The organism is Streptomyces sp. NPDC051104 (genome assembly GCF_040682835.1).
Taxonomy (GTDB): Bacteria; Actinomycetota; Actinomycetes; order Streptomycetales; family Streptomycetaceae; genus Streptomyces; species Streptomyces cynarae.
The window spans coordinates 26,730-48,940 of record NZ_JBFBBS010000011.1 but is presented as its reverse complement, the minus strand read 5'-3'; the positions used below and the strand labels follow the sequence as shown (position 1 = coordinate 48,940).

The 22,211-nt window shown below is 69.0% G+C and carries 19 protein-coding genes and 1 pseudogene; 9 read left to right on the top strand and 11 right to left on the bottom strand.

Going from position 1 to position 22,211, the window contains the following annotated elements; translation table 11 throughout:
* Positions 1–54: 54 nt before the first annotated feature.
* Positions 55–822 (bottom strand): LysR substrate-binding domain-containing protein, encoded by a 768-nt coding sequence (locus AB0N14_RS18305; protein WP_366026693.1) that lies wholly within the window; start codon positions 820–822, stop codon positions 55–57.
* A gap of 58 nt (positions 823–880) precedes the next feature.
* Between AB0N14_RS18305 and AB0N14_RS18300 the strand changes: the two genes are divergently transcribed.
* Positions 881–1,285, top strand: coding sequence for a DUF5997 family protein (locus AB0N14_RS18300; protein WP_366026691.1), 405 nt, complete (start codon positions 881–883; stop codon positions 1,283–1,285).
* A gap of 84 nt (positions 1,286–1,369) precedes the next feature.
* Here AB0N14_RS18300 and AB0N14_RS18295 read toward each other — a convergent pair whose 3' ends face one another.
* Together AB0N14_RS18295 and AB0N14_RS18290 are read right to left on the bottom strand one after the other, a co-directional pair.
* The gene (locus AB0N14_RS18295; protein WP_263233576.1) at positions 1,370–1,789 is read right to left on the bottom strand and encodes a CBS domain-containing protein; all 420 of its coding nucleotides are present in this window, start codon (positions 1,787–1,789) and stop codon (positions 1,370–1,372) included.
* Between the two features lie 165 nt (positions 1,790–1,954).
* On the bottom strand, positions 1,955–2,323 hold the full coding sequence (locus tag AB0N14_RS18290; RefSeq protein WP_366026690.1) for a DUF6479 family protein: 369 nt from the start codon (positions 2,321–2,323) through the stop codon (positions 1,955–1,957).
* 228 nt (positions 2,324–2,551) lie between these two features.
* Here AB0N14_RS18290 and ctaD point away from each other — a divergent pair, with 228 nt between their 5' ends.
* A complete protein-coding gene (ctaD, locus tag AB0N14_RS18285) occupies positions 2,552–4,225 on the top strand; it encodes a cytochrome c oxidase subunit I (protein WP_366026689.1) in 1,674 nt (557 codons plus the stop codon).
* Positions 4,222–4,611 (top strand): cytochrome c oxidase subunit 4, encoded by a 390-nt coding sequence (locus AB0N14_RS18280; protein WP_200420184.1) that lies wholly within the window; start codon positions 4,222–4,224, stop codon positions 4,609–4,611. The genes ctaD and AB0N14_RS18280 overlap by 4 nt, the downstream gene beginning before the upstream one ends.
* Here the strand turns inward: AB0N14_RS18280 and AB0N14_RS18275 are convergent.
* The 6 genes and pseudogenes from AB0N14_RS18275 to AB0N14_RS18250 all read right to left on the bottom strand — a co-directional run.
* On the bottom strand, positions 4,541–5,983 hold the full coding sequence (locus AB0N14_RS18275) for a ubiquinol-cytochrome c reductase cytochrome b subunit (protein WP_366026814.1): 1,443 nt from the start codon (positions 5,981–5,983) through the stop codon (positions 4,541–4,543). The genes AB0N14_RS18280 and AB0N14_RS18275 overlap by 71 nt on opposite strands.
* Before the next feature lie 241 nt (positions 5,984–6,224).
* The gene (locus tag AB0N14_RS18270) at positions 6,225–6,419 is read right to left on the bottom strand and encodes a hypothetical protein (RefSeq protein ID WP_366026688.1); all 195 of its coding nucleotides are present in this window, start codon (positions 6,417–6,419) and stop codon (positions 6,225–6,227) included.
* 92 nt (positions 6,420–6,511) lie between these two features.
* A complete protein-coding gene (locus AB0N14_RS18265) occupies positions 6,512–7,531 on the bottom strand; it encodes an iron-containing redox enzyme family protein (RefSeq protein ID WP_366026687.1) in 1,020 nt (339 codons plus the stop codon).
* Entirely contained in the window at positions 7,528–7,836 is a 309-nt protein-coding gene (locus AB0N14_RS18260) for a CDGSH iron-sulfur domain-containing protein (RefSeq protein ID WP_366026813.1), read from the bottom strand. Before AB0N14_RS18260 ends, AB0N14_RS18265 begins: the two co-directional genes overlap by 4 nt.
* Positions 7,837–7,849: 13 nt before the next feature.
* Positions 7,850–8,527, bottom strand: a complete 678-nt coding sequence (locus AB0N14_RS18255) for a HemK2/MTQ2 family protein methyltransferase (protein ID WP_366026686.1) — start codon at positions 8,525–8,527, stop codon at positions 7,850–7,852.
* A gap of 475 nt (positions 8,528–9,002) precedes the next feature.
* Positions 9,003–9,491 (bottom strand): annotated as a pseudogene (locus tag AB0N14_RS18250) (transcriptional regulator); the annotation flags it as partial.
* Between the two features lie 134 nt (positions 9,492–9,625).
* On the opposite strand from AB0N14_RS18250, the gene AB0N14_RS18245 reads away from it, so the two are divergent.
* Positions 9,626–10,867: a ThuA domain-containing protein gene (locus tag AB0N14_RS18245; RefSeq protein WP_366026684.1), complete on the top strand. Its 1,242-nt coding sequence runs from the start codon at positions 9,626–9,628 to the stop codon at positions 10,865–10,867.
* Positions 10,868–11,066: 199 nt separating this feature from the next.
* Here AB0N14_RS18245 and AB0N14_RS18240 read toward each other — a convergent pair whose 3' ends face one another.
* A complete protein-coding gene (locus AB0N14_RS18240; RefSeq protein WP_366026683.1) occupies positions 11,067–12,065 on the bottom strand; it encodes a LacI family DNA-binding transcriptional regulator in 999 nt (332 codons plus the stop codon).
* Positions 12,066–12,492: 427 nt separating this feature from the next.
* On the opposite strand from AB0N14_RS18240, the gene AB0N14_RS18235 reads away from it, so the two are divergent.
* From AB0N14_RS18235 to AB0N14_RS18215, 5 genes are read left to right on the top strand one after another with little or no spacing between them, the layout of a single operon-like run.
* Positions 12,493–13,827, top strand: coding sequence for an ABC transporter substrate-binding protein (locus AB0N14_RS18235; protein ID WP_366026682.1), 1,335 nt, complete (start codon positions 12,493–12,495; stop codon positions 13,825–13,827).
* Between the two features lie 7 nt (positions 13,828–13,834).
* A complete protein-coding gene (locus tag AB0N14_RS18230) occupies positions 13,835–14,785 on the top strand; it encodes a sugar ABC transporter permease (protein ID WP_366026681.1) in 951 nt (316 codons plus the stop codon).
* A gap of 47 nt (positions 14,786–14,832) precedes the next feature.
* Positions 14,833–15,639, top strand: coding sequence for a carbohydrate ABC transporter permease (locus tag AB0N14_RS18225; protein ID WP_366026812.1), 807 nt, complete (start codon positions 14,833–14,835; stop codon positions 15,637–15,639).
* Between the two features lie 58 nt (positions 15,640–15,697).
* Complete coding sequence (locus tag AB0N14_RS18220; protein WP_366026680.1) at positions 15,698–18,427, top strand: alpha-mannosidase; 2,730 nt, start codon at positions 15,698–15,700, stop codon at positions 18,425–18,427.
* A 55-nt stretch (positions 18,428–18,482) separates the two neighbouring features.
* Complete coding sequence (locus AB0N14_RS18215) at positions 18,483–21,458, top strand: glycoside hydrolase family 2 TIM barrel-domain containing protein (RefSeq protein ID WP_366026679.1); 2,976 nt, start codon at positions 18,483–18,485, stop codon at positions 21,456–21,458.
* A gap of 293 nt (positions 21,459–21,751) precedes the next feature.
* On the opposite strand, the gene AB0N14_RS18210 is transcribed toward AB0N14_RS18215, so the two are convergent.
* The gene (locus AB0N14_RS18210) at positions 21,752–22,174 is read right to left on the bottom strand and encodes a secondary thiamine-phosphate synthase enzyme YjbQ (RefSeq protein WP_366026678.1); all 423 of its coding nucleotides are present in this window, start codon (positions 22,172–22,174) and stop codon (positions 21,752–21,754) included.
* Positions 22,175–22,211 lie beyond the last annotated feature (37 nt).

The window sequence follows — 22,211 nt, the reverse complement described above, 5'->3', positions numbered from 1 at the left end:
GTCACGATCCTTCCGCGCCGGGTCCTGTCGTTTCTCGCACAGTGCCGGCCGCGGTCACGACCGCCGACGGGGCTTGCCATGCCGCGCGGCCTTGGGGCCGCCGGAACCGCTGCGGGGACTGCGGCCGGTCGACTTCCCCGGGGCGGGCTTGCGCCGGGTCCCTGCCGCGTCGGTGCGCTGACGCTTCGGTTCGGCGGAGGGCTGGGCGGGGGTGCGGCCCCGGGTGCTGTTGACCGTCCGTCCGCGCACGATCCCGATGAAGTCCTCCACCAGGTCGCTGGTCGCGTTCTCGGGCCAGGACAGGGCGACGCTCGACTGGGGCGCGTCCACGACCGGGCGGTAGGTGAGGTCGCGGCGGTGGTACAGCCGCGCCAGCGACTGGGGGACGACGAGCAGACCCACGCCCGCCGCCACGAGTTCGATGGCGTCCTCCGTGGTGGCAGGGCGCTCGAAAGCAGGCTCGCCCGGCGGTCGCTCCCAGCCCAGGACATCGTCGAGGGGGTGGAGGACGACCTCGTCGGCGAGGTCGGCGCAGGACACCTCGTCGACGGCCGCCACCACGTGGTCCTTGGGAACGACGACCACCGTGGTCTCGGTGTAAAGGGGGATCGCGCTGAAGACAGTGCGGTCCACCGGCAGCCGTACGAGCCCCGCGTCCGCCTCGCCGCCGCGCAGCACCTCGGGCGCTTCCGCCGCCGGCACCTGAAGCAGGGTGAGGGGTACATCGGGCAGGCGCTCGTTCCAGATCCGCACCCATTTGGCGGGCGTCGCCCCGGGGACGTACACGAGCCGGAACGAGGGGGATGCATCCGTGCCTGTCACCCCGCCAGGCTACCGGGCGTGGTCGAAGCGCCCGAATCCGGCCGATAGTCTGGACAGCATGAAGTCGCAGCAGACCACCCAGACGATGAAGCCCGCCACCGCGGCGAAGAAGCTGGGTGTGTACCTCCCCGCCACCCCCGCCGAGTTCCAGGAGGGTGCCGTCTCCCGGGCCGAGCTGAGCGAGCTCCAGGCCAACCCGCCCGAGTGGCTGCGGGAGCTGCGACGCAACGGCCCGCACCCGCGCCCGGTGGTCGCGGCGAAGCTGGGCGTCTCCATCGCCGGCCTCGCACGCGGCGGAGTCACCGAGGCGCTCACCACGGAGCAGATCGAGGCGCTGAAGAAGGACCGGCCCGAGTGGCTGGAGAAGGAGCGCGCAACCCAGGCCGAGGTCCGCAAGGAGGCCGCGCGCATCAAGAAGCGGGACGCCGAGCGCGCCGAAGAGGCCGGTCGTCCGCGCCCCTGACGCCGCCGAGCACCGCGCCGGGCCGTACGCGCGACAGCGGGGCCGGGCTGATGCCCGGCCCCGGATCCTCCCGCACGTGGTGTCCTAGACGTTGGGCTCCGCCGCGCTGATGTCGCCGAGCGCCGACTCCGGCTGGCGCTCCACGGCCAGATCGCCGAGGGAGATGATCCCCACCGGCTCTCCGCCCTCGACGACGGGGACACGACGGATGTGGTGCTCGCGCATCACCTGAACCGCGCGGTCCAGGTCCTCGTCGGGGGTCAGGGTGACCAGCTCTTCACTGCACGCGCGAGCCACCGTCGTCTCCTGCGGGTCGGCTCCCTCCGCGAGCGCGCGCACCACGAGGTCGCGGTCGGTGACCAGTCCACGCAGATGGTCCTCCTCGGTGACGAGGACGGCTCCGATGTCCCGATCGCGCATGATCTGCGCCACCGTCGCCAGCGAGGTCTGCGGTTCGACCTTGACGGGCTCGGCGGTCATGATGTCGCGTACGTGCTGGGCCATGACTTGTCCCTTCTCCACAGGTCTCCCAGGTCTCCCCAGGGCTTCCCCGGGGCGGCGGTTCCGGTCACCGCCGCTCAGGCGCCGAGTACCCGATGGGCGCGGTCCTGCACGGCTGCGGCGCGGTCTCCCGCGCCGCGACGGTCCGCCGGAACGGGCCACCTCCGGTCAGGTGGCGCCGGAGCCCCCGCTGCCGAAGGAGCCGCTGGAGCCGGAGTTCCAGCGCGGGCGCTTCTGCTGCCCGCTGCGCCGGGTGCCGGAGGCGTGGACCTCGTGCGGCGTGAGACGCTCGCTTTCGTCCTGCGCACGCGGAACCTCGTTCGGCTCCCTGACCTCCCGGGACTCCATGACGGGTCCGGAGGTCGGCCGGATCGGCTGCTCGGAGGGACGCGGCGGCGCCGACTCCCGGCGTCGCACCCTGATGCCGAGCCGGACGGCCCATACCAGGGCTCCCGCGATGAGGAGACCGCCGACGAAGGCGCCGAGCATGCCCCAGGCGGCATCGGAAGCGGCTAGTTGAAGAGAGATCGTCAGCATTTTTTCCGGGTACCCCGCTGCCGGAAATGAACCCTCCGCTCGCGGGCGCCTGCGACGGCGGCGGAACCGGGTCGCCGAACGGGCTTCAAGCGCGGGGGCGCACGGTGGCCTCTTCCTCCTCCCGACCGGTTTCCACCGGCCGAGCCGGGGCACCCGCGATGCGCCCGCGTGCCGTCCGGCCCTTGCGCCGGGTGTGACACCGCGGGCGACGGCGCATGGAGGAGGACGATGACAGAACTGTCGGAATACACCGCGGACCTCCGGCGAAAGGCCACCGTCCCCTCCCCTCTCGGTCGCGCGGTGCTGAACTGGATGACGACGACCGACCACAAGGTGATCGGTCGTCTGTACATGGTCACGGCGTTCTGTTTCTTCCTCTTCGCCGGTCTGCTGGCGATGGCGATGCGGGCCGAGCTGGCCCGTCCGGGCCTGCAGTTCATGTCCGAGGACTTCTACAACCAGCTCTTCACGATGCACGGCACAGTGATGATGCTGCTCTTCGCGACCCCGATGTTCGCCGGATTCGCCAACGCGGTGATGCCGCTGCAGATCGGTGCCCCGGACGTGGCGTTCCCGCGCCTGAACGCCCTGTCGTACTGGATGTACCTGTTCGGCGGCCTCATGGTGGTGTCCGGGTTCCTGACGCCCTCCGGGGCCGCCTCGTTCGGCTGGTTCGCGTACGCCCCGCTGAACAGCGCTTACCGCACGCCCGGCGCCGGCGGCGATCTGTGGACGATGGGCCTGGTGGTGACCGGTGTGTCGACGACACTGGGCGCGGTCAACTTCATCGCCACGATCATGTGTCTGCGGGCCCCGGGCATGACGATGTTCCGGATGCCGATCTTCACCTGGAACGTCCTGTTCACCTCGATCCTGGTGCTGCCCGCGTTCCCCGTGCTCACGGCCGCGCTGCTGGCACTGGAGGCCGACCGGAAGTTCGGTGCACACGTCTTCGACGCGACGAACGGCGGCGCCATCCTGTGGCAGCACCTGTTCTGGTTCTTCGGGCACCCGGAGGTGTATATCGTCGCGTTGCCGTTCTTCGGGGTGATCTCGGAGATCCTCCCGGTGTTCTCGCGCAAGCCGCTGTTCGGCTATCTGCCGATGATCGGCGCGACGACCGCGATCACGATGCTCTCCGCGGTGGTGTGGGCGCACCACATGTTCACCACGGGTGCCGTGCTGCTGCCGTTCTTCTCCCTGATGTCGTTCCTGATCGCGGTCCCGACGGGGATCAAGTTCTTCGCGTGGATCGGCACGATGCACCGCGGGTCGCTGTCGTTCGAGACGCCGATGCTGTGGTCGCTCGGCTTCCTGGTGACGTTCCTGCTGGGCGGCCTGAGCGGCGTGCTCCTCGCTTCCCCGCCGATCGACTTCCACGTCACCGACTCGTACTTCGTCGTGGCGCATCTGCACTACGTCCTCTTCGGCACCGTGGTGTTCGCGATGTTCGCGGGCTTCTACTTCTGGTGGCCGAAGTTCACCGGGAAGATGCTGGACGAGCGGCTCGGCAAACTGCACTTCTGGCTGCTGTTCCCCGCCTTCCAGCTCACCTTCCTGGTCCAGCACTGGCTGGGCACGGAGGGCATGCCCCGCCGCTACGCCGACTACCTGCCGGCCGACGGCTTCACCCTGCTGAACACACTCTCGTCCGCGGGCGCGTTCCTGCTGGGCGTTTCCACCCTGCCATTCCTGTACAACGTCTGGCACACCGCGCGGTACGGCGAACGGGTCACCGAAGACGACCCCTGGGGTTACGGCCGCTCGCTGGAGTGGGCGACATCCTGCCCGCCGCCGCGCCACAACTTCGTGGCCCTGCCCCGGGTGCGGTCCGACTCGCCCGCCTTCGAGCTGCACCATCCCCAGGCCCTGCGGCAGTCCCTCGAGGAGGGAGCGCGATGAAAACCGAGGCCATGCTCTTCGGCGGCGTCGCCGTGTTCTTCGCGGGCTCCGCCGTCCTCTACGGCGCCTGGTCGAGGGATCCGGCGGGTACGGCCTGCCTGGTCATCGCCTTCGGGATGGCGGCCCTGGTCGCCTTCTTCTGCGCCGTGCAGTACCGGCGCAAGGGGCGTCGTCCGCAGGACCGCAAGGACGCCGAGGTGATGGACGCGGCCGGCCCGCTGGAGTTCTTCCCGGCCCACAGCCCGTGGCCCGTGGTCACGGCGCTCGGCTTCGCCCTCGCCGCGACCGGTGTGGTCTTCGGGCTGTGGCTGTTCCTCATCGGCCTCGGGGTGCTGGCTCGGGGTGTTCTCGGGATGGTGTTCCAGTACGCGGCTCGAGGGAGCTGAGCGGCTTCCTCGGCGCTCCCGGCCGGAAGTCGGTCACCGGCTCGTGGCCGCTGTCGTACCCGCCCTCCACGGTCTGCCGCACCTCCCCGGTCTCCTCGCCCTCGGCCAGGCGCTCCTGCTCCGCCTCTAGCAGGGCGTGGCACAGTCGGCGGGTGAGCAGGAAGGCGACCACGGGCGCCGCCACGAGGGCGATGCGCAGGGTCCAGGTCAGCGAGTTCAGCGAGATCTGGAAGGTGGCGGCCACGATGTCGTTGCCGCCGGCCAGCAGCAGGACGCCGTAGAAGGTGATCCCGGCGATGCCGAGCCCGGTGCGCACCGGGCGTTCCCGCGGCCGGTCGCACAGGTGCTGTTCCCGGTGCCGCTCCCCCGTCAGCCGCTGTTCGACGAACGGGTAGGCGTACAGGACGGCGAACAGCAGCAGCGGCAGGACGACCCCCGGCAGCAGCACGTTCCACATGATCGTGTGGCCGGCGACGGTCGTCTCCCAGCGCGGCATGAGCCGCAGCGATCCCTCCAGGAAGCCGACGTACCAGTCGGGCTGCGAGCCGGTCGACGCCTGGTCCGGCCGATAGGGGCCGTACGTCCACACCGGGTTGATCTGGGCGACTGAGCCGAGCATCGCGGTGACGCCGAAGACCATGAGGGACAGGCCGATGGAGGACGCGGCGAACTGCGGGAAGAGCGGCTTGCCGATGACGTTCCGGTTGGTCGCGCGCGGGCCGCGCCACTGGGTGTGCTTCAGGTGGAAGACCAGGATCAGGTGCACGGCGACCAGGGCGAGCAGCGCTCCGGGCAGCAGCAGGACGTGCACGGGGTACAGCCGGGACACGATGTCCTCGCCGGGGTACTGGGACCCGAAGACGAACATGCTGACGTAGGTCCCCACGACCGGCAGGGACAGCATGATGCCCTGGGCGATGCGCAGTCCCGTGCCGGAGAGCAGGTCGTCGGGGAGCGAGTAGCCCGCGAAGCCCTCGGCCAGGGCGATCAGGAACAGCGTGACACCGATGATCCAGTTGATCTCCCGCGGCCTGCGGAAGGCACCGGTGAAGAAGATCCTCAGCAGATGCAGCCCGATCGCGGAGACGAACACCAACGCGGCCCAGTGGTGCATCTGTCGCATGAGCAGACCACCGCGCACCTCGAAGCTGATGTGCAGGGTCGAGTCGAACGCCTCCGACACCAGCGTCCCGCGCAGCGGCACGTACGGCCCGTGGTAGACGACCTCGTGCATCGCCGGCTTGAAGAAGAGCGTCAGCCACACGCCGGTCACGATCAGCACGATCAGGCTGTAGAGCGCGATCTCGCCGAGGAGGAACGACCAGTGCTCGGGGAATGCCTTGCGCAGCAGTCGTCCCCCACCGTCCAGCACGGGCAGCCGCCCGTCCGCCGCGTCGGCGAACCTCTCCCCGGGACGGCGGACTTCGGACTCCGCGGACGGGGTCGGTGGCCGGTGCTCCGCCTTCACCGCACCTCCCCCAGGTGGTCGGCGGACCCCTCATACCGGTCCCGGTCCACGGAATGCCTCCTTCTCCCGCCTCTCACCGACCGTTCCATGCCCTGCGCGGCCCTCGGACCGCCGACGACCGCCCCTGCTTTCACGCGGCCCGCCCTCAGGGGAAGAGCGCGATGCCGAGAACGACCAGAAGGACGATCACGACGATGATCGCCACCATGCTCCAGGACCCGCGGTACTTCGCAGGTGCCTTCTCCTTCGGCTTCCCTCCGCGGGGCCGGTCCTCCTCCAGCGTCGGGTGGGCCGGGCGGTCACGCTTGTAGAACTCTTCGTCATGTCGGTGATCGGTCATGACGACTCCTTCCCGATGTGCCCCTGTCCTTGTGTGACCCTGTCCTTGTCGCGGACCGGGTTCCCCGTCCGCGCGGCGGGATTCCACACGCGTCAGGCGGCCAGTGCCCCCGTGCGCAGGGCACTGTCCCCACCGCGCCATGTCTTGAGGAGGAGGGCGCCGAGCAGGTCCTCGAGGAAGCCGGTGGCCCGGATCCCGAACACGACGTCCGCCTCCAGATCGGGTTCGCTCTCCAGCAGCCCGCCGATCACGTCATGGCGTACGATCTGTTCGTGCACGGCGTCCGCCACCACGTGCTCGTCGTAGAAGCGGGCGGCGGCCTCGCCCGCGCCCGCCCGGCGCATGGCCTCCGCCAGGCGGCGGGAGCCAGGGGAAGAGGTGACCTCGACCGCCGCGAAGTGGCCGGTCAGGGCGCCGCGCAGGCTGCGGTGCAGGCCGAGGAGGGACATGAGGTTGACCGTGGCGAGCATCTCCGCGGGCGCGGCCTCCACGTAGTAGCCGTAGGCCGTGTTGAGCCCCAGGTCCTCCATCAGGTCGGCGAAGAGGCCCGCGTGGATCTCGTCGGCCCGTCCCGCCCCGAACTCGTCGAACTCGACGGCCACCATGGCCGCCTTCGCCCTGCCGTGCAGCCGGGGGATCACCCAGGCATGCGGGTCGGCCTCCTTGAGGTGGTACAGCGACCGCAGCGCCGCGTACTCCCTGAGGTGGCGCAGTTCGCCCTCGCTCCGCAGGAAGTGGGTGACGCTGCCGCCGTCGTCGCCGACGGGTTCGACCTGGAGTTCGTCCAGGGCCTCCTGCGCGCCGGCCTCGATGGGGACGTCGGCACGCAGAGCGTCCAGGAAACGGTCCTCGAGGGCGCGGCGAAAGGTGAGCAGGGCGGGGTCCCACTCATGGTCGTCGTCGACCCCGTCGAACCCTTGGTAGTGCAGTTCGTACAGGACGTACAAGGCCAGCTGCAGGTCTTCGCCGTACGGGTCGCTGTCCGCGAGGGACGCCAGCGACAGCGGGCTGCCCCGCTCACGCAGCGCGCTGACCGCACCGTGCGAGAGCGGTCCCCTGGGCAGGGGCAGCGGCGGGCTGAACTGGCGTGGTTCACGTCGACCGGTCGTCACGCGCGCGTCTCCTTTCGTTCCCGGTCCTGATCGCCGGGAGTCCTTCCGCACCGCGCTTGCGGCTCCTCCGGCATCTCCCTCCGCCCGGTTTCCCGGTCACCCGGCATCTCCTGCGGCCCGGTTTCCCGGTCGTCCGCCGGTTTCCCGCGGCGGCGATGGCTGGTGTCGCACCATGGGTAGGTGCGGCTGCGCCGGCAGGTGCAGATCGCCACCACGAACCGGCGGCTGACGACGGTGTCGCCGTCGGGGCCGGTGACCTCCACGGGGCCTTCGACCAGTAGTGGGCCGTCACGATCGGCCCGGATGCGGACCACGCGTTCACTCTCGTACGGCACGGACGACCACCAGCTCTTCCACCATGTCGTCGGCGGGCAGACCGCGCTGCCGCAGCCAGGCCAGCCGGGACCGCAGCACCCGGCCGAACGGAATGGGCACGCGATCCGTGACCCGGGCGCTGAGCTCCGCCGAGGCGAGCCGGTCCAGGGTCTCGTCCACCCCGGACAGCGCGGAATGCACCATGAGGAGCACTCCGTTGGGGCGCAGGTGCCCGGGCGCGGCGTCACAGATGCGGTCCAGAAGCAGCCGCCCGTCCCAGCCGGCGTCCCAGGCGCGGGCGGCGCCCCGGGGACTTCCGGCAACCGGGGAGGGCACGTACGGCGGATTGCTGACCACCAGGTCGAAGCGGCGTCCGGGCACGCCCGCCGTGAGGTCGCCGCGGCGCACGCTGATGCGCTGCCCGCTGAGCAGCGCGTTCACCCGGGCCGCCAGCACCGCCCGCCAGGAGATGTCGATGGCGGTGACACGCGCGCCGAGCCGTGCGGCCTCCAGGGCCAGGGCGCCGCTGCCGGTGCCCAGGTCGAGGACGTCCGCCCCGGGGGTGAGCTCTTCCCGGCGCAGCGCACGGGTCAGCAGCCAGGTGTCCTCCTGCGGCTCGTAGACACCCGGTGGGGTCCACGCGGGGGCGGGAAGGGACGGGCAGGGGGTTTCGACGGTCATCGGCTCCTCCGGTCGACTACACGCAGGCGCTATCGGCCCAGCCGCGGCGCACCACGGCTGGTGCGGATCTTTGCCTGCGCACCCCGAGTCCCCCACTGCACGTGGTCGACACGTGCCCTTCTCACCCCGGGCACCCCAAAGCCCGCGCGAAGCTCACCCGAGGAAGCTCAACCGCACCTGGCGCTGGGCGTTGTCCTTGTTCGTGTCCGCCAAACTCCGTTAAGACGACACCACCCTATCTGTCTGTACAGAACCAGTCCCGGCATCACGACCGGCTTCCGGGCCCCAGCCATGGACTCGGCCTGGTCGTTCAGGCGAGCCTGCGGCCACGCGCTTGTGCGTGTTCGGTCCAGCAGTACACGCGGGCGAGGGCCGCAGACGGCCCGAGACGCCACGCACGCGGACGTGACCCACGGTCCACCACCGGCAAGCTCACACCGGCACCGGACTCATGATTGAGGTCCTGGCAACGCCCCTCGTGCACCTCCTCGGCCCACAGGGTGCTCAGGGGTGCCTTCGCGCTTGACCATCCTCGGCAAGACGCCGAGCCGGAAGCTGCCGGGCACGGTCTTGCCGTCCTGGTGGGGCAGGACGTCGAGCGGGCTGGGCCGTCGGCGGCGTAGACTGCGCAGCCGGACAGAACCGCCACAGGATACCGCCCGTTGGCCGCGGCGAGGGCGAGCATCTTGCGGTGCATGTTGACGCGGGCCCGGGAGATGACAGCGGCGCGGATGTCGGGTCGCCATGCAGACCGGGCGAGGGTCGGCCGCCGCCAGCCGGGCGTCATCCGCCGCCGCGCGGGCGCTCCCTCAGTTTGCCGATGCTGCCGCCCTTGACGGTCGCCTTGATCGCCGACAGGACGACTGCCATCTCCGGATCAGGCTGCTTGTAGCCGTCCATCGCCGTCAGGAACTTTCCGGGCCGACGCCTCCGGCACGCCGAAGTCGGCCATGGTGACGACGTACGGCGGCTGAGGTACTGACACGTCCGGAGACGCTTGGCCTAGACCAGAGTTGGCATGTACGCTCTCAACATTTCGCACTGCGGCACACCACAGCACGGCTCCCCACGGTCGCGCCCGAGGAAGGTCCCCGCATAATGCCCTCCCGCACCCAAGCTCCCTTGCATTGCGTCCTCTTGAGACTGCTCGCCCTGTTCGCGGTACTCCTCGGCGTCCAGGCCGCACCCGCGTACAGCGCCCACGCCGCCACGCCCTTCAAGGTGATCGCCTTCTACGACGGCACCTACGACGCGGCGCACATCAGCTTCGACCACGAGGCCAACGCGTGGTTCCCGCAAGCCGGCGCGCAGAACGGGTTCACCTACACCGCGACGACCGACTGGAGCCAGCTGAACACCGCGAACCTGGCCAACTACCAGGTCGTCATGTTCCTCGACGACTACCCGCGCACCGCCGCACAGAAGTCCGCCTTCCAGACGTACGTCACCAACGGCGGCGGCTTCATCGGCTTCCACGTCTCGGCGTACAACGACGACACGAGTGACTGGCCCTGGTACCACAACACGTTCCTCGGCACAGGGACGTTCCGGAGCAACTCCTGGGGGCCGACCTCCGAGACGCTCCGGATCGAGGATGCCGGCCACCCGGCGACCGCAGGTCTGCCCGCCACGATCACGTCTTCGGTCAGCGAGTGGTACAGCTGGCAGAACGACCTGCGGCAGAACCCGGACATCGACATCCTGGCCTCGCTGGACCCGTCCACCTTCCCGGTCGGCACCGACCCCAACCAGACGTGGTACAGCGGCTATTACCCGATCGTGTGGTCCAACCGCCACTACCGGATGGTCTACAACAACTTCGGCCACAACGCGATGGACTACTCGACCAACACCACGCTGTCCTCGACGTTCGCGAGCGCCCAGCAGAACCAGCTGCTCCTGCAGGAGATCAAGTGGGCGGCCGGGCAGTCCGGCCCGGTCACACCGCCCACCGGCGCCACCGGTCCCATCCACGGGTACGGCGGCAAGTGCGTCGACGTCGCGGGCGCGAACACCGCCAACGGCACGGCCGTCCAGCTCTACGACTGCAACGGCACCGCCGCGCAGAACTGGACCGTGGGCAGCGCCGGCACGCTCACCGCACTCGGCAAGTGCATGGACGTGACCTCGGCCGGCACCGCCGACGGCACCAAGGTGCAGCTGTACGACTGCAACGGCACCGGCTCACAGCTCTGGCAACCCGGAGGGGGCGGCTCCCTGGTCAATCCGCAGTCGGGCAAGTGCCTGGATGCGACCGGGCCCAGTTCGGCCAACGGCACCCGGCTGCAGATCTGGTCGTGCACCGGAGCGGCCAACCAGAGCTGGACCCTGCCCTCCTGAACACAGCGGGCCCGGCCAGAAAACGAGCTTGCCGGGCCCCGAGGCGGCGGCCGTCAGCTGTGCGGCGGTGGGGCGGCCGGGGGTCCTTTCCTCGTCGCCGGCGCGAGAGTGTTCCGTCGTAGTGAGGGTTGTCGGAGGCGACGAGCGCCTCCTCCCCGCCGACGCGGGGGCTCCGTTCCCCGCGTACGCAAACGTGGCCTTACGCGGACTCACGGAGCCGCAGTTCCGCCCGTACCACCAGGTCATCCGGACCGAGCGGACTACTGCCGGTCAGCAGACGGGCGGCCTGTTCGACGGCGAGTGCCCCGAGCTTGCGGGTGTCGAGAGCCACGCTGGACAGCCGAGGCTCGACAAGCGTGCCGAGCCGCACTCCGTCGAAGCCGATCACGGAGAGGTCCCGGGGAACCTGGCGTCCGAGCCGGCGCGCCCCACGCAGCGCGCCGATGGCGATGGTGTCGTTGAAGGTGAAGACAGCGGTCACATCGGGGTGTTCGGTGAGCAGGTTCTCCAGTGCGCCTTCGCCGCCCTCCACACTCTGATCCGCACGGCACACTGGTCCTTCCTCGAGACCGCAGGCGGCCATCGCGTCGGCGAACCACGCGTGGCGGAGGCTCGGCTCGGTCCGAGCATCGTGATCGAGCATGCCGATACGCCGGTGACCCGACTCAACGAAGTGTGAAATGGCCGCCTCGACGCCGTCCCTCCCATCGATCCGGATGGAGCTGAACCGTTCGGTACCGTCTTCACGGTCGATGAGCACCACCGGGAGGCCGCGGGTCACCTGCTCGATCTCGCCCTCGGGCCGGCTGAAGTAGCCGACCACGGCGTCCACCTGGGAGGTGACCATCTGGAGCGTGCCGAGCTCCTCTTCCGCACTGTCCGCGGTGTCGTAGACGACAACGTGCCAGCCACGGGCCCGCGCCGCTTCCAGTGCCGCAACGGCAACCTCGGTGAAGAACGGGTTGAGCAGATCAGGGATCACGAGACCGACGCTGATCGTGTCCTGGCGCACCAGCCCTCTGGCGAACCGGCTCGGACGGTATCCCAGCGCCAGGGCCGCGTCGAGCACACGCTGCTTGGTGGAGTCGTCGATCTCCCCTTTGTCGTTCAGCGCGCGTGACACTGTCTGCCGGGACACCCCGGCAGCGCGGGCGACATCGTGGATCGTCACCCTGCGGGACTCGGTCCCCGACGGCACTATCACTCACCTCCACACATCAGACGACACAGATGCCTTTCGCAAGGGTCCGAGTATGCCCGGGCCCGCGCGGTGAGGTGTCGCCCTCGAGGGGACACCTCAGCGGGCAGGTCGCACGGCGGCTGGTCAGCGCGCTCGCGGCCGACGTCCCGTCGTCCGAGCCGGGCCGCGGCTGTGCACGTCCGCTTGACCTGCCAGATTCCCGTGTGACTTCGAATGCCTTGACACTCCGCCCGACCAGAGCGCACACTTCCGAACATTCAATCCGCCGTGAACGTTCACGGGAACGCTCACGGAGACAAATTACATGGTTCTGCCCACTTTCGCCACGGCGCTCGGCGCTCGAACCGACACCGAGGCGTCCCACCCCTTCCAACCCGAAGCCATCGCATAGCGCCGTCGCTAGTCGTTCTCTGGAACGGAAAATATGAGCCGCACAGTCACGCGCATCCGCCTCGCCACCGTCGCCGCAACAGCCAGTGTCGCCGTACTCGCCGGATGCTCGTCTCCCGCCCCGTCGGGTAAGGCAACGGCAGCCTCCTGCACGCCCGCGAAGGGCAAGGTCACCCTCCAGTACTGGAACACCGTTCCGGGCATGGACCAGGTCGTCGCCCTGTGGAACAAGAAGAACCCGAACATCCAGGTCGAGACGAAGAACATCTCCAACGACCAGTACGGCACCCTGGGCAACGCCCTCAAGGCGGGCAAGGCACCGGAACTCGCCCAGGTCGGCTACGACGAGCTCCCCAGCCTGCGCACACAGGACGCCTTCGTGGACGCCTCGGCCTGCTCGGAGGCCACCGCGGCCAAATCGAAGTTCGTGCCGTGGACGTGGTCCCAGACCAGCTTCGGCGGCACCGGAGTGTTCGCTCTCCCGCAGGACACCGGCCCGATGGCCCTCTACGTGCGCAGCGACATCTTCAAGAAGTACGGCCTGGCGATCCCGAAGACCTGGGACGAGTACGCGGCGGACGCCCAGAAGCTGCACAAGGCGGACCCCGACCTCAGCATCACGTTCTTCGACCCGAACAACGCCGAGTGGTTCAATGGGCTCCTCTGGCAGAACAAAGCCGAGATGTACAGCTACTCCGGCGGCAAGTGGCACGTCACCGTCGAATCGGAGCAGAGCAAGCAGGTCGCGGAGTACTGGCAGAAGCTGATCAACGCCAAGCTCGTGCGCACCGACCTCGCCCACGGTTCGACCCAGATGTACGCCGCCTACCTGAAAGACCAGATCGCCACCTACGTCGGCGCCGCCTGGGGCTACAGCATGTTCCGCGACAACCTGCCCAAGCAGGCCGGCAAGTGGACCATCGTCCCGATGCCGACGTGGGGCTCGAACGACGCGTCCGGCGACTGGGGCGGATCGACCGTCGCGTTCATGAAGGGCGACAAGCACCTGTACGAGTCGGTCAAGTTCAACACCTGGCTGAACACCGACCCGGAAGCCCTCGCGCTGGAGAACAAGCTGGGCGGCCTCTACCCGGCGGCCAACGCCGGGTTGACCCTTCCCGCGCTGTCGAAGGGTGTTCCGTACTACAACAACGAGAAGATCTTCGACGTCTTCGCCGACTCCTCCCAGCACATCGACACCAACTTCGCCTGGGGGCCCACGCAGAAGACGGTGAACCTGGCGCTTCAGGACGCGATGGCCAAGGCGGCGGCCGGCAACGGCCCCCTCACCGGCGCAATTTCAGCCGCCCAGGCCGCCGCGCTGAAGTCGATGAAGGACCAGGCGATCCCGGCCACGGCGGGCAAGTGACCGCAGCATGACCGACATCGCAACCCGCGCGACCCGCGTGGTGGCGCCGAGCAGGGACCGCGGCCGTCGTCCGGGCGGCGGCGGTCCCCGGGCGGGCACCGTCGTCGCGTTCCTGATCCCGTTCTTCCTCCCGTTCGTACTGTTCTACCTGGTGCCGGTCGGCTACGCGCTCTGGCAAAGCTTCCTCGTCGTGCGCCGGACCGGCGGTCAGTACGGCACGTCGTACACGACCTTCGGAGGTCTGGAACAGTACGTCCAGGTGTTCCAGAACGCCGAGTTCTGGGCCAGCATCGGGCGCATCGGACTGTTCGGCATCGTGCAGGTGCCGGTCATGCTGTTCGTCGCGCTGATCATGGCCCTGCTGCTCGACACTCCCCTGCTCAAGCTCAAGTCGCTCTTCCGCATCACGGCGTTCATGCCGTACGCCGTGCCCGGTGTCATCGCCGCGATCATGTGGTCGTACCTCTACTCGCCACAGCTCAGCCCCGTCGTCGACCTGCTGAAGGGCATGGGTCTGCAGCCCGACTTCCTGGGCCCGGGCGCCGTGTTGTGGTCGGCGGCGAACGTCTCCACCTGGCTCTGGACCGGCTACAACATGCTGATCATGTTCTCGGCCCTGCAGTCGATCCCGCAGGAGCTCTACGAAGCCGCCAAGATCGACGGTGCGAGCAACTGGACGATCGCATGGCAGATCAAGGTCCCGATCATCGCGCCGTCGATCATTCTCACCACGGTGTTCTCGATCATCGGCACCTTGCAGCTCTACGCCGAGCCGGCCGTGCTGCGCCAGATTTCCTCGAACATCTCGAGCACGTTCACGCCGAACATGCTGGCGTACGCGGTCGCCTCCGGGAACAACTACCAGCAGGCCGCGGCGATCTCCGTGGTCATCGCCGTCATCACCTTCGTCCTGAGCTTCGGGTTCATGCGACTGACCGCGAAGAAGGCCGGCCTGTGAGCAACCGACCCGCCATCCGCGAAAGCCGCGCCAGCCGCACGGCCGCCATGGCCGTGATGTTCCTCCTGGCGATCTACTTCCTGCTGCCGATCTACTTCCTGATCGTGGCGGCGACCAAACCGCAGGGCGAACTCGCCTCCACCAACGGTCTCGCGTTCTCTCACTTCAACCTGTTCGACAACCTCCACACCCTGTTCACCCGCAGCGACGGCATCTTCGGGCGATGGGCCCTGAACACCGTCGTCTACGCGGTGCTGGGCGCGGCCGTAGGAACCCTCATCTCCGCGCTGTGCGGCTACGCGCTCGCCAAGTTCCCGTTCCGGGGGCGCGAGTTCCTGTTCTCCGTCATCCTCGGCGGCGTCCTCGTGCCCACCACAGCGCTCGCGCTCCCGCTGTTCCTGCTGTTCTCGGCGACCGGGATCGTCAACACCTACCTCGCGGTGTTCCTGCCCAGCATCGTCAGCCCGTTCGGCGTCTACCTCGCGCGCATCTTCACCAACGCCGCCGTCCCCCAGGAGCTCATCGAGTCCGCGCGCCTGGACGGCGCCGGTGAGTTCCGCACGTTCTTCTCGGTGGCGTTCAAGCTGATGACACCGGCGCTGGTGACCATCTTTCTGTTCCAGTTCGTCGCGATCTGGAACAATTTCTTCCTGCCGATGGTGATGCTCCAGAAGGAGTCGCTCTTCCCGATCACGCTCGGCCTTTACGAGTGGAACGGTCAGACCGCCCGTGCCCCACTCCTGCAGGAATCGGTGATCACCGGCTCGCTGGTCTCGATCGTGCCCGTGATCATCGTGTTCGTCCTCCTCCAGCGGTTCTGGCGCACCGGGCTCGCCGCCGGTTCCCTCAAGTGACCGCGCGCCTCGTACTTCGTTCGGCCACCCCCCGCCAGCACAGAAGGTCCCTTTCGCCATGCAGAACTCCGCCGTCTTCGTGCCCCATTTCCACTGGGACCGGGAATGGTATGAGCCTTTCCAGGTGTTCCGGCACCGGCTTGTCACCGCTCTCGACACCGTGCTGGAGACGGCCGAGGCCGACCCGGACTTCCGGTTCACCGTCGACGGGCAGATGGCCGCGATCGAGGACTATCTTCAGATGCGGCCGGAGAACCGCGATCGCATCGTGGCCCTGGTCACCAGCGGCCGGCTCGCGATCGGGCCGTGGCTCATTCTGCTCGACGAGTTCCTCTGCTCTGGCGAAACCATCGTGCGCAACCTGCAGATGGGATGGGCGGCCGCGGCGGAACTCGGCGGCTCGATGCCCATCGGCTACCTGCCGGACATGTTCGGCCATGTCGCGCAGATGCCGCAGATCCTGGTGCGTGCCGGCATCGAGCATGCGGCGTTGTGGCGCGGTGTGCCCGGCTCCGTCGACGGTCACGCCTTCCGCTGGCGCGCTCCGGACGGCTCCGAAGTGCGCACCGAGTTCCTGTTCGACGGCTACGACAACGGCCTCGACGTCCTGCTGGTGCCCGACCAGATCGGCCGCGCGCTCGGCGAGTACGCGGAGATGACCGCCGAACGGTGGGGTGACGACCCGGTGCTGGCGATGGCCGGCACCGACCACCACGCGCCCGACCCGCACCTCGCCTCCTGGCTGCGGCGCGCCTCCAGCGAGGACCGCGCCATCACCATCGCCACGCTCGCCGAGTACATCCGGGAGCACGTGCGCGACGAGGTCTCCGCCGTCGTCACCGGTGAGCTGCGCAGCCATGTGCGCGGCAACATCCTCCCGGGTGTGCTCTCCGTGCGGCTCGGGCTGAAGCAGCGGATGGCCGCCGCCGAGCGCACCATCGACCACGCCGAGCGGGTGAACGCTCTGTGGTCCCGGCGCGACGACTCACCGTTTCTCTCGCTCGCGTGGCACAAGGTCATCGAGTCGTCCGCGCACGATTCGGTCGTGGGTTCCGGCACCGACGAGACCTGCGATCAGGTCGAAGCGCGTCTGGCCGAGGCCGCGCAGACCGCGCGCGCGGTCCGGGACGCGGCCCTGGCCGAGCCCGCCGCGCTGGTGCCCAGCGACGGCTATCTGGCCGTCAACCCCCTGCCCTTCCCGCGTACGGCGCTGGTCGAGGTGGATGTCGTCGCCCCGCCCGAGGGATCCGCGCTGGTCGCGATCGCCGCCAACGGCTCGGCGCATCCCGTACAGCTCATCTCCGAGGCCCCAACCGTGCTCAGCGATGAGCGCATGGACGCCTCACAGCTTGAGCGGGTGCTGCGCCGCATCCACCGCCGCGAGCTGTTCGGCCGGCTGATCGACCACTACGAACTCACTCCGGGCTCGCTCGTCTTCCACCTCGCCGAGGTGCCGATCCGCGGATCGTTCGACCTGCTGATCCTGCGCCGCGAGGTGGCCGCCGCGGCTGTGGCGCATCCGGGTGAGTGGCGGGTGCTGACGCTGGAGGAGGCCCGGGCCACCGCGCTGGTGCCGGTGGAAGTCCCCGCCTCAGGGCTCGCGAGTTTCCGGGTCGACCCGAGCGACCGGCCTGCCGCGCGCTCGACGACGCTCCCGCCCGCGACGGGGACGGCCCGCGCGCTGTCCAACGGAATGGTCGAGGTCGCGATCGCCGCCGACGGCACTCTGGACGTGACCGGGGCCGACGGTACGGTGCTGCACGGAGTCGGCCGCCTCGTCGACGGCGGTGACCGCGGCGACAGCTACAACTACGCTCCCCCAGCCCAGGACGTGCTCGTGTCGGAGCCGACACAGATCGCCGTCGAGCTCCTCGAGAGCGGCCCGCTGCGTTCGAGGGTGCGTGTCACCCGCCTCTACGAGTGGCCCATCGCGCTGTCCTCCGACCGTGACCTGCGCAGCGACCGGACCGTGCCGACCCCGGTGGAGATGCTCGTGGAAGTGCGCGCGGGTGAGCCGTTCGTACGCCTCTCCACGTCGTTCCTGAACCAGTCCGCCGACCACCGGCTGCGCTTCCACGTGCCGCTGCCCGAACCGACGACCGTGTCCGCGTCCGCCGGGCAGTTCGCCGTCACCGAGCGTGGGCTCACCGCCGAGGGCGGCTGGGGCGAATACCCGATCCCGACCTTCCCTGCGAGTTCCTTCGTGTCGGCCGGCGCCGCCAACGTCCTGCTCGACCACTCCGGCGAGTATGAACTCGTCGACGACGGCTCCGAGCTCGCCATCACCTTGCTGCGCGCGATCGGCTCGATCAGCGTCAACATCCATCCCCTGCGTGACGAGCCCGCGGCGAGCGAGATCCCCGCACCCGGTGCACAGGACCTCGGTATGCGGATCGAGAACCGTTTCGCCGTCGTGCCCTCGGCCACCGGCTGGCAGGGCGCGAACGCGGTCGCTCTCGCCGAAGAGTTCCGCAACGACGTACTCGTCGCCCGCGGGACCGCGCCCGTGGGCGTCCGGCTGCCCCCCGACGTGACCGGCATACGGGTCGACGGCAAGGACGTCCTCGTCTCGAGCATCCGCCGCACCACCGACCACGAACGCGGTGCCGGCACCGAGGTGCGGCTGGCCGCGATGAGCGACACCGGATCAACAGTCCGCGTGACCGGCGCGTTCACCGAAGCCACCACGGTCGACCTGCTCGGCCGACCGCTGGGCGAGACGCCGGCCGCGGACGGGCTCGAACTGGCCCTCGGCCCCTGGGAGATCCGCACGGTCGTGGTCCGGTAGACACCTACGACCGGCGCCCCAATCCCCCTTTGCCACCCAGAAAGTGTGTGACCTCTTGCCCTCCGAATTTTCCACATATGTTTCGGACACCGCACCAGGGCGTGGCGCGCTTCGCCCGGCGCGCTCGTGGCTGCACTCCGACGCCCCCCGTCGTTCGCTGAACGGGTCATGGCGCTTTCGCCTGTCGCCGACGGCACCGGTGGCGGAGGATTTCGCGACCGAAGGCTTCGACGACAGCGGCTGGGACAGCATCCCGGTGCCCTCCCACTGGGTGCTCCAGGGCGACGGAGCCTACGGCCGGCCGATCTACACGAACGTGCAGTTTCCGTTCCCGATCGACCCACCCCACGCCCCCGACGAGAACCCCACCGGCGACTACCGCCGCCATTTCGACATACCCGCCGACTGGTCGGACGCCGAGCGCGTCGTGCTCCGGTTCGACGGCGTCGAGTCGCTCTTCAAGGTGTGGGTGAACGGCGTCGAGATCGGCAGCGCCAGCGGTAGCCGGCTCGCCCACGAATTCGACGTGACGTCGCCGGTACGACCGGGCGACAACATCGTCGCCGTACGGGTGCACCAGTGGTCGGCGGCCAGCTACCTGGAGGACCAGGACCAGTGGTGGCTGCCGGGCATCTTCCGCGATGTCACCCTGATCGCCCGACCGGCCGGAGGCATCGAGGACGTCTGGCTGCGGACCGGTTTCGAGGACGGGCACGGACACGTCGCCCCGGAGATCACCGCCGACGCGGCGGCGTTCCCGGTCACCCTGCGCATCCCCGAACTCGGCATCGAGAAGGTCTGGGCCACCGCGGCCGACATCGCCCCGCTCGACGTCGCCGACGTGGAGCCCTGGTCCGCCGAGCGGCCTCGACTGTACGACGTCACCGTGTCGACAGCGGCAGAGCGCATCGCCCTGCGTACGGGCTTCCGTACGGTCGAGATCCGCGGCGACCAGTTCCTGGTCAACGGCCGCCGCGTCGTCTTCCACGGGATGAACCGCCACGAGGCCCACCCCGAGCGCGGCCGCGTCTTCGACGAGGAGCACGCCCGCGAAGACCTGACCCGTATGAAGCGGTTCAACGTGAACGCGATCCGCACCAGCCACTACCCACCGCATCCACGGCTGCTCGACCTTGCCGACGAACTCGGATTCTGGGTCGTCCTCGAATGCGATCTGGAGACGCACGGCTTCGACAAAGTCGGCTGGGCCGGCAACCCGAGCGACGACCCGGCGTGGCGTGGAGCGTACCTCGACCGCATCCAGCGCACCGTCGAACGGGACAAGAACCATCCCAGCGTCGTGATCTGGTCGCTCGGCAACGAGGCCGGGACCGGCAGCAACCTCGCCGCGATGTCCGCATGGGTCCACGCCCGCGACACCGGACGACCTGTGCACTACGAAGGTGACCACACCGGCGAGTACACGGACGTCTACTCGCGTATGTACGCGTCGGTGTCCGAGACCGAGCAGATCGGAACCGACGGCTCCCGCTCGACGCTGCTGAACTGCACTCCCGCGCAGAGCGCCCGACAACGCACCAAACCGTTCCTGCTGTGCGAGTACGCCCACGCGATGGGCAACGGGCCCGGAGCGCTCGACCAGTACGAGGCGCTGGTGCACCGGCATCCGCGGCTGCACGGCGGATTCGTCTGGGAATGGCGCGATCACGGCATCCTGACGACGACCCCGGACGGTACGCCCTACTACGGGTACGGCGGCGACTTCGGAGAGATCGTCCACGACGGCAACTTCGTGATGGACGGCATGGTGCTGAGCAACGATGTCCCGACTCCCGGCCTCCACGAGTACAAGGCAGTCGTGCAGCCGATCCGCTTCACCTTCGATGGTGACAAGGTCGCCATCACGAACCTGAGGCACTCGGCCGACACGTCCGACCTGCGCTTTTGCTGGCGCGTCGAGCACGACGGGACGCTCGTGGCCTCCGGGGACCTGGAGGTGCCCGTGGTCGCGGCGGGCGAGTCGGGGCGTGCGCCACTGCCACCGCTCCCGGTGGCGCCGGACGCGGAGACGTGGCTCACCCTTGACGCGGTACTGGCGGCCGCAACTCCGTGGGCGAGCGCAGGACATGTGGTCGCCACCGCCCAGCTGGACCGGTCGACGCGTCGTCCGGCCCCTGGCATCCGACCGCGAACCTACTGGCGGCAGAGCGACGGAACGCTGACGCTCGGAATCGCCGAGTTCGCCGAGGGATGCCTCGTGCGCCTCGCCGGCCGCGCTGCGGCGGGCCCGCGGCTGGAACTGTTCCGTGCCCCCACCGACAACGACGAAAGCGCGTCCGACAACGTCGAGGAGAGCGACGCCAGCATCCCCGGGGTCTCCCACGCCGAATTGTGGCGTCGCGACGGTCTCGACCGGCTGACCAGCAGGCGAGTGTCCATGGAGCGCACGGGGGACGCCTTGCGAACGATCGACAGGATCTCCGCGGCGAACTCCGCGTTGTCGGTGATGGTGGAGTCCGTCTGGTCGCTCGAGGGCGACGAACTCGAGCTGCGTGTGGAGATCGAGCCTTCTGGCGGTTGGCCTACGGTGTGGCCGCGGATCGGGATTCGCTTCGATCTGCCCGATGGCGCAGCTCCCGTCGACGGCGCCGAGTGGTTCGGCCTCGGCCCGCTCGAGTCCTACCCGGACAGTCTCCGCGCGGCACGCACCGGCCGTTTCTCCTCCACCATCCGCGACCTTTCCGTTGACTACGCGCGCCCCCAGGAGACGGGGCACCGCTCCCAGATGCGACAACTGACGCTGACGAGTGCCGGCACCGGGGCGCTGCGCATCGTGGCATTGCCGGACACGCACGGACGTCGCCCTGGCTTCACGCTCAGCCGCCACACCCCACAGCAGATCGCACAAGCCGGACACCCATTCGAGCTGCCGGATTCGACGACGAGTTACCTGATCATCGATGCCGCCCAGCACGGGCTTGGTTCACGGGCCTGTGGACCGGATGTGTGGCCTGACTTTGCGCTTCGCCCTGAATGTCGCACGATCAGGCTTCGCATGGCATCAGACTGAGGACTGACCCGTACGATCTCCAGCCGATGGGGACGCGTGGATTGCGTACCGAAAGAGGTTCGGGTGGTGATCTTGCCTGCGGAGTGTGGTCCCGATGGGCCTCGCGTGGTGTGGAAGCGGCCGGCGATCCGGTACCGCTGACGGACTCCTCCGACAGCCACGGTGCTCGCCCGACCATCCTGCTTGGGGTCCTCCCCGCTTCGGCGGGGAGGACCAGTGCAGTGCGCGGCAGCTCCGCCGGCCCGGCGCGAGCGCGACCCGGCGCAATCGTCACGACCGCACCCTCACGTGCATCAGCCCAGGAAGCTCAGCCGCACCTGACGGTTGGGATTATCCCTATTTGTGTCCACCAGGCACACCGACTGCCAGGTCCCCAGTTTCAGCTCTCCGCCGATGACCGGCAGGGTCGCGTGGGGCGGGACGAGGGCCGGGAGGACGTGGTCGCGGCCGTGGCCGGGGCTGCCGTGGCGGTGCTGCCATCGATCGTCGGCCGGGAGGAGGGTGTGCAGGACGGCCAGGAGGTCGTCGTCACTGCCGGCGCCCGTCTCGATGATCGCCACGCCGGCCGTGGCGTGCGGCACGAAAACGTTCAGGAGGCCGTCCTGGCCCCTGCTCACCTCACGCAGGAAGGTCAGACATTCTTGGGTGAGGTCGAAGACCGTCTCCGAGGATCCGGTGGCGATATTCAGGACGCGGGTGCTGAAGGCATCGGACATGCCTCCATCGTCACCCACACGACCGACCTCACACACA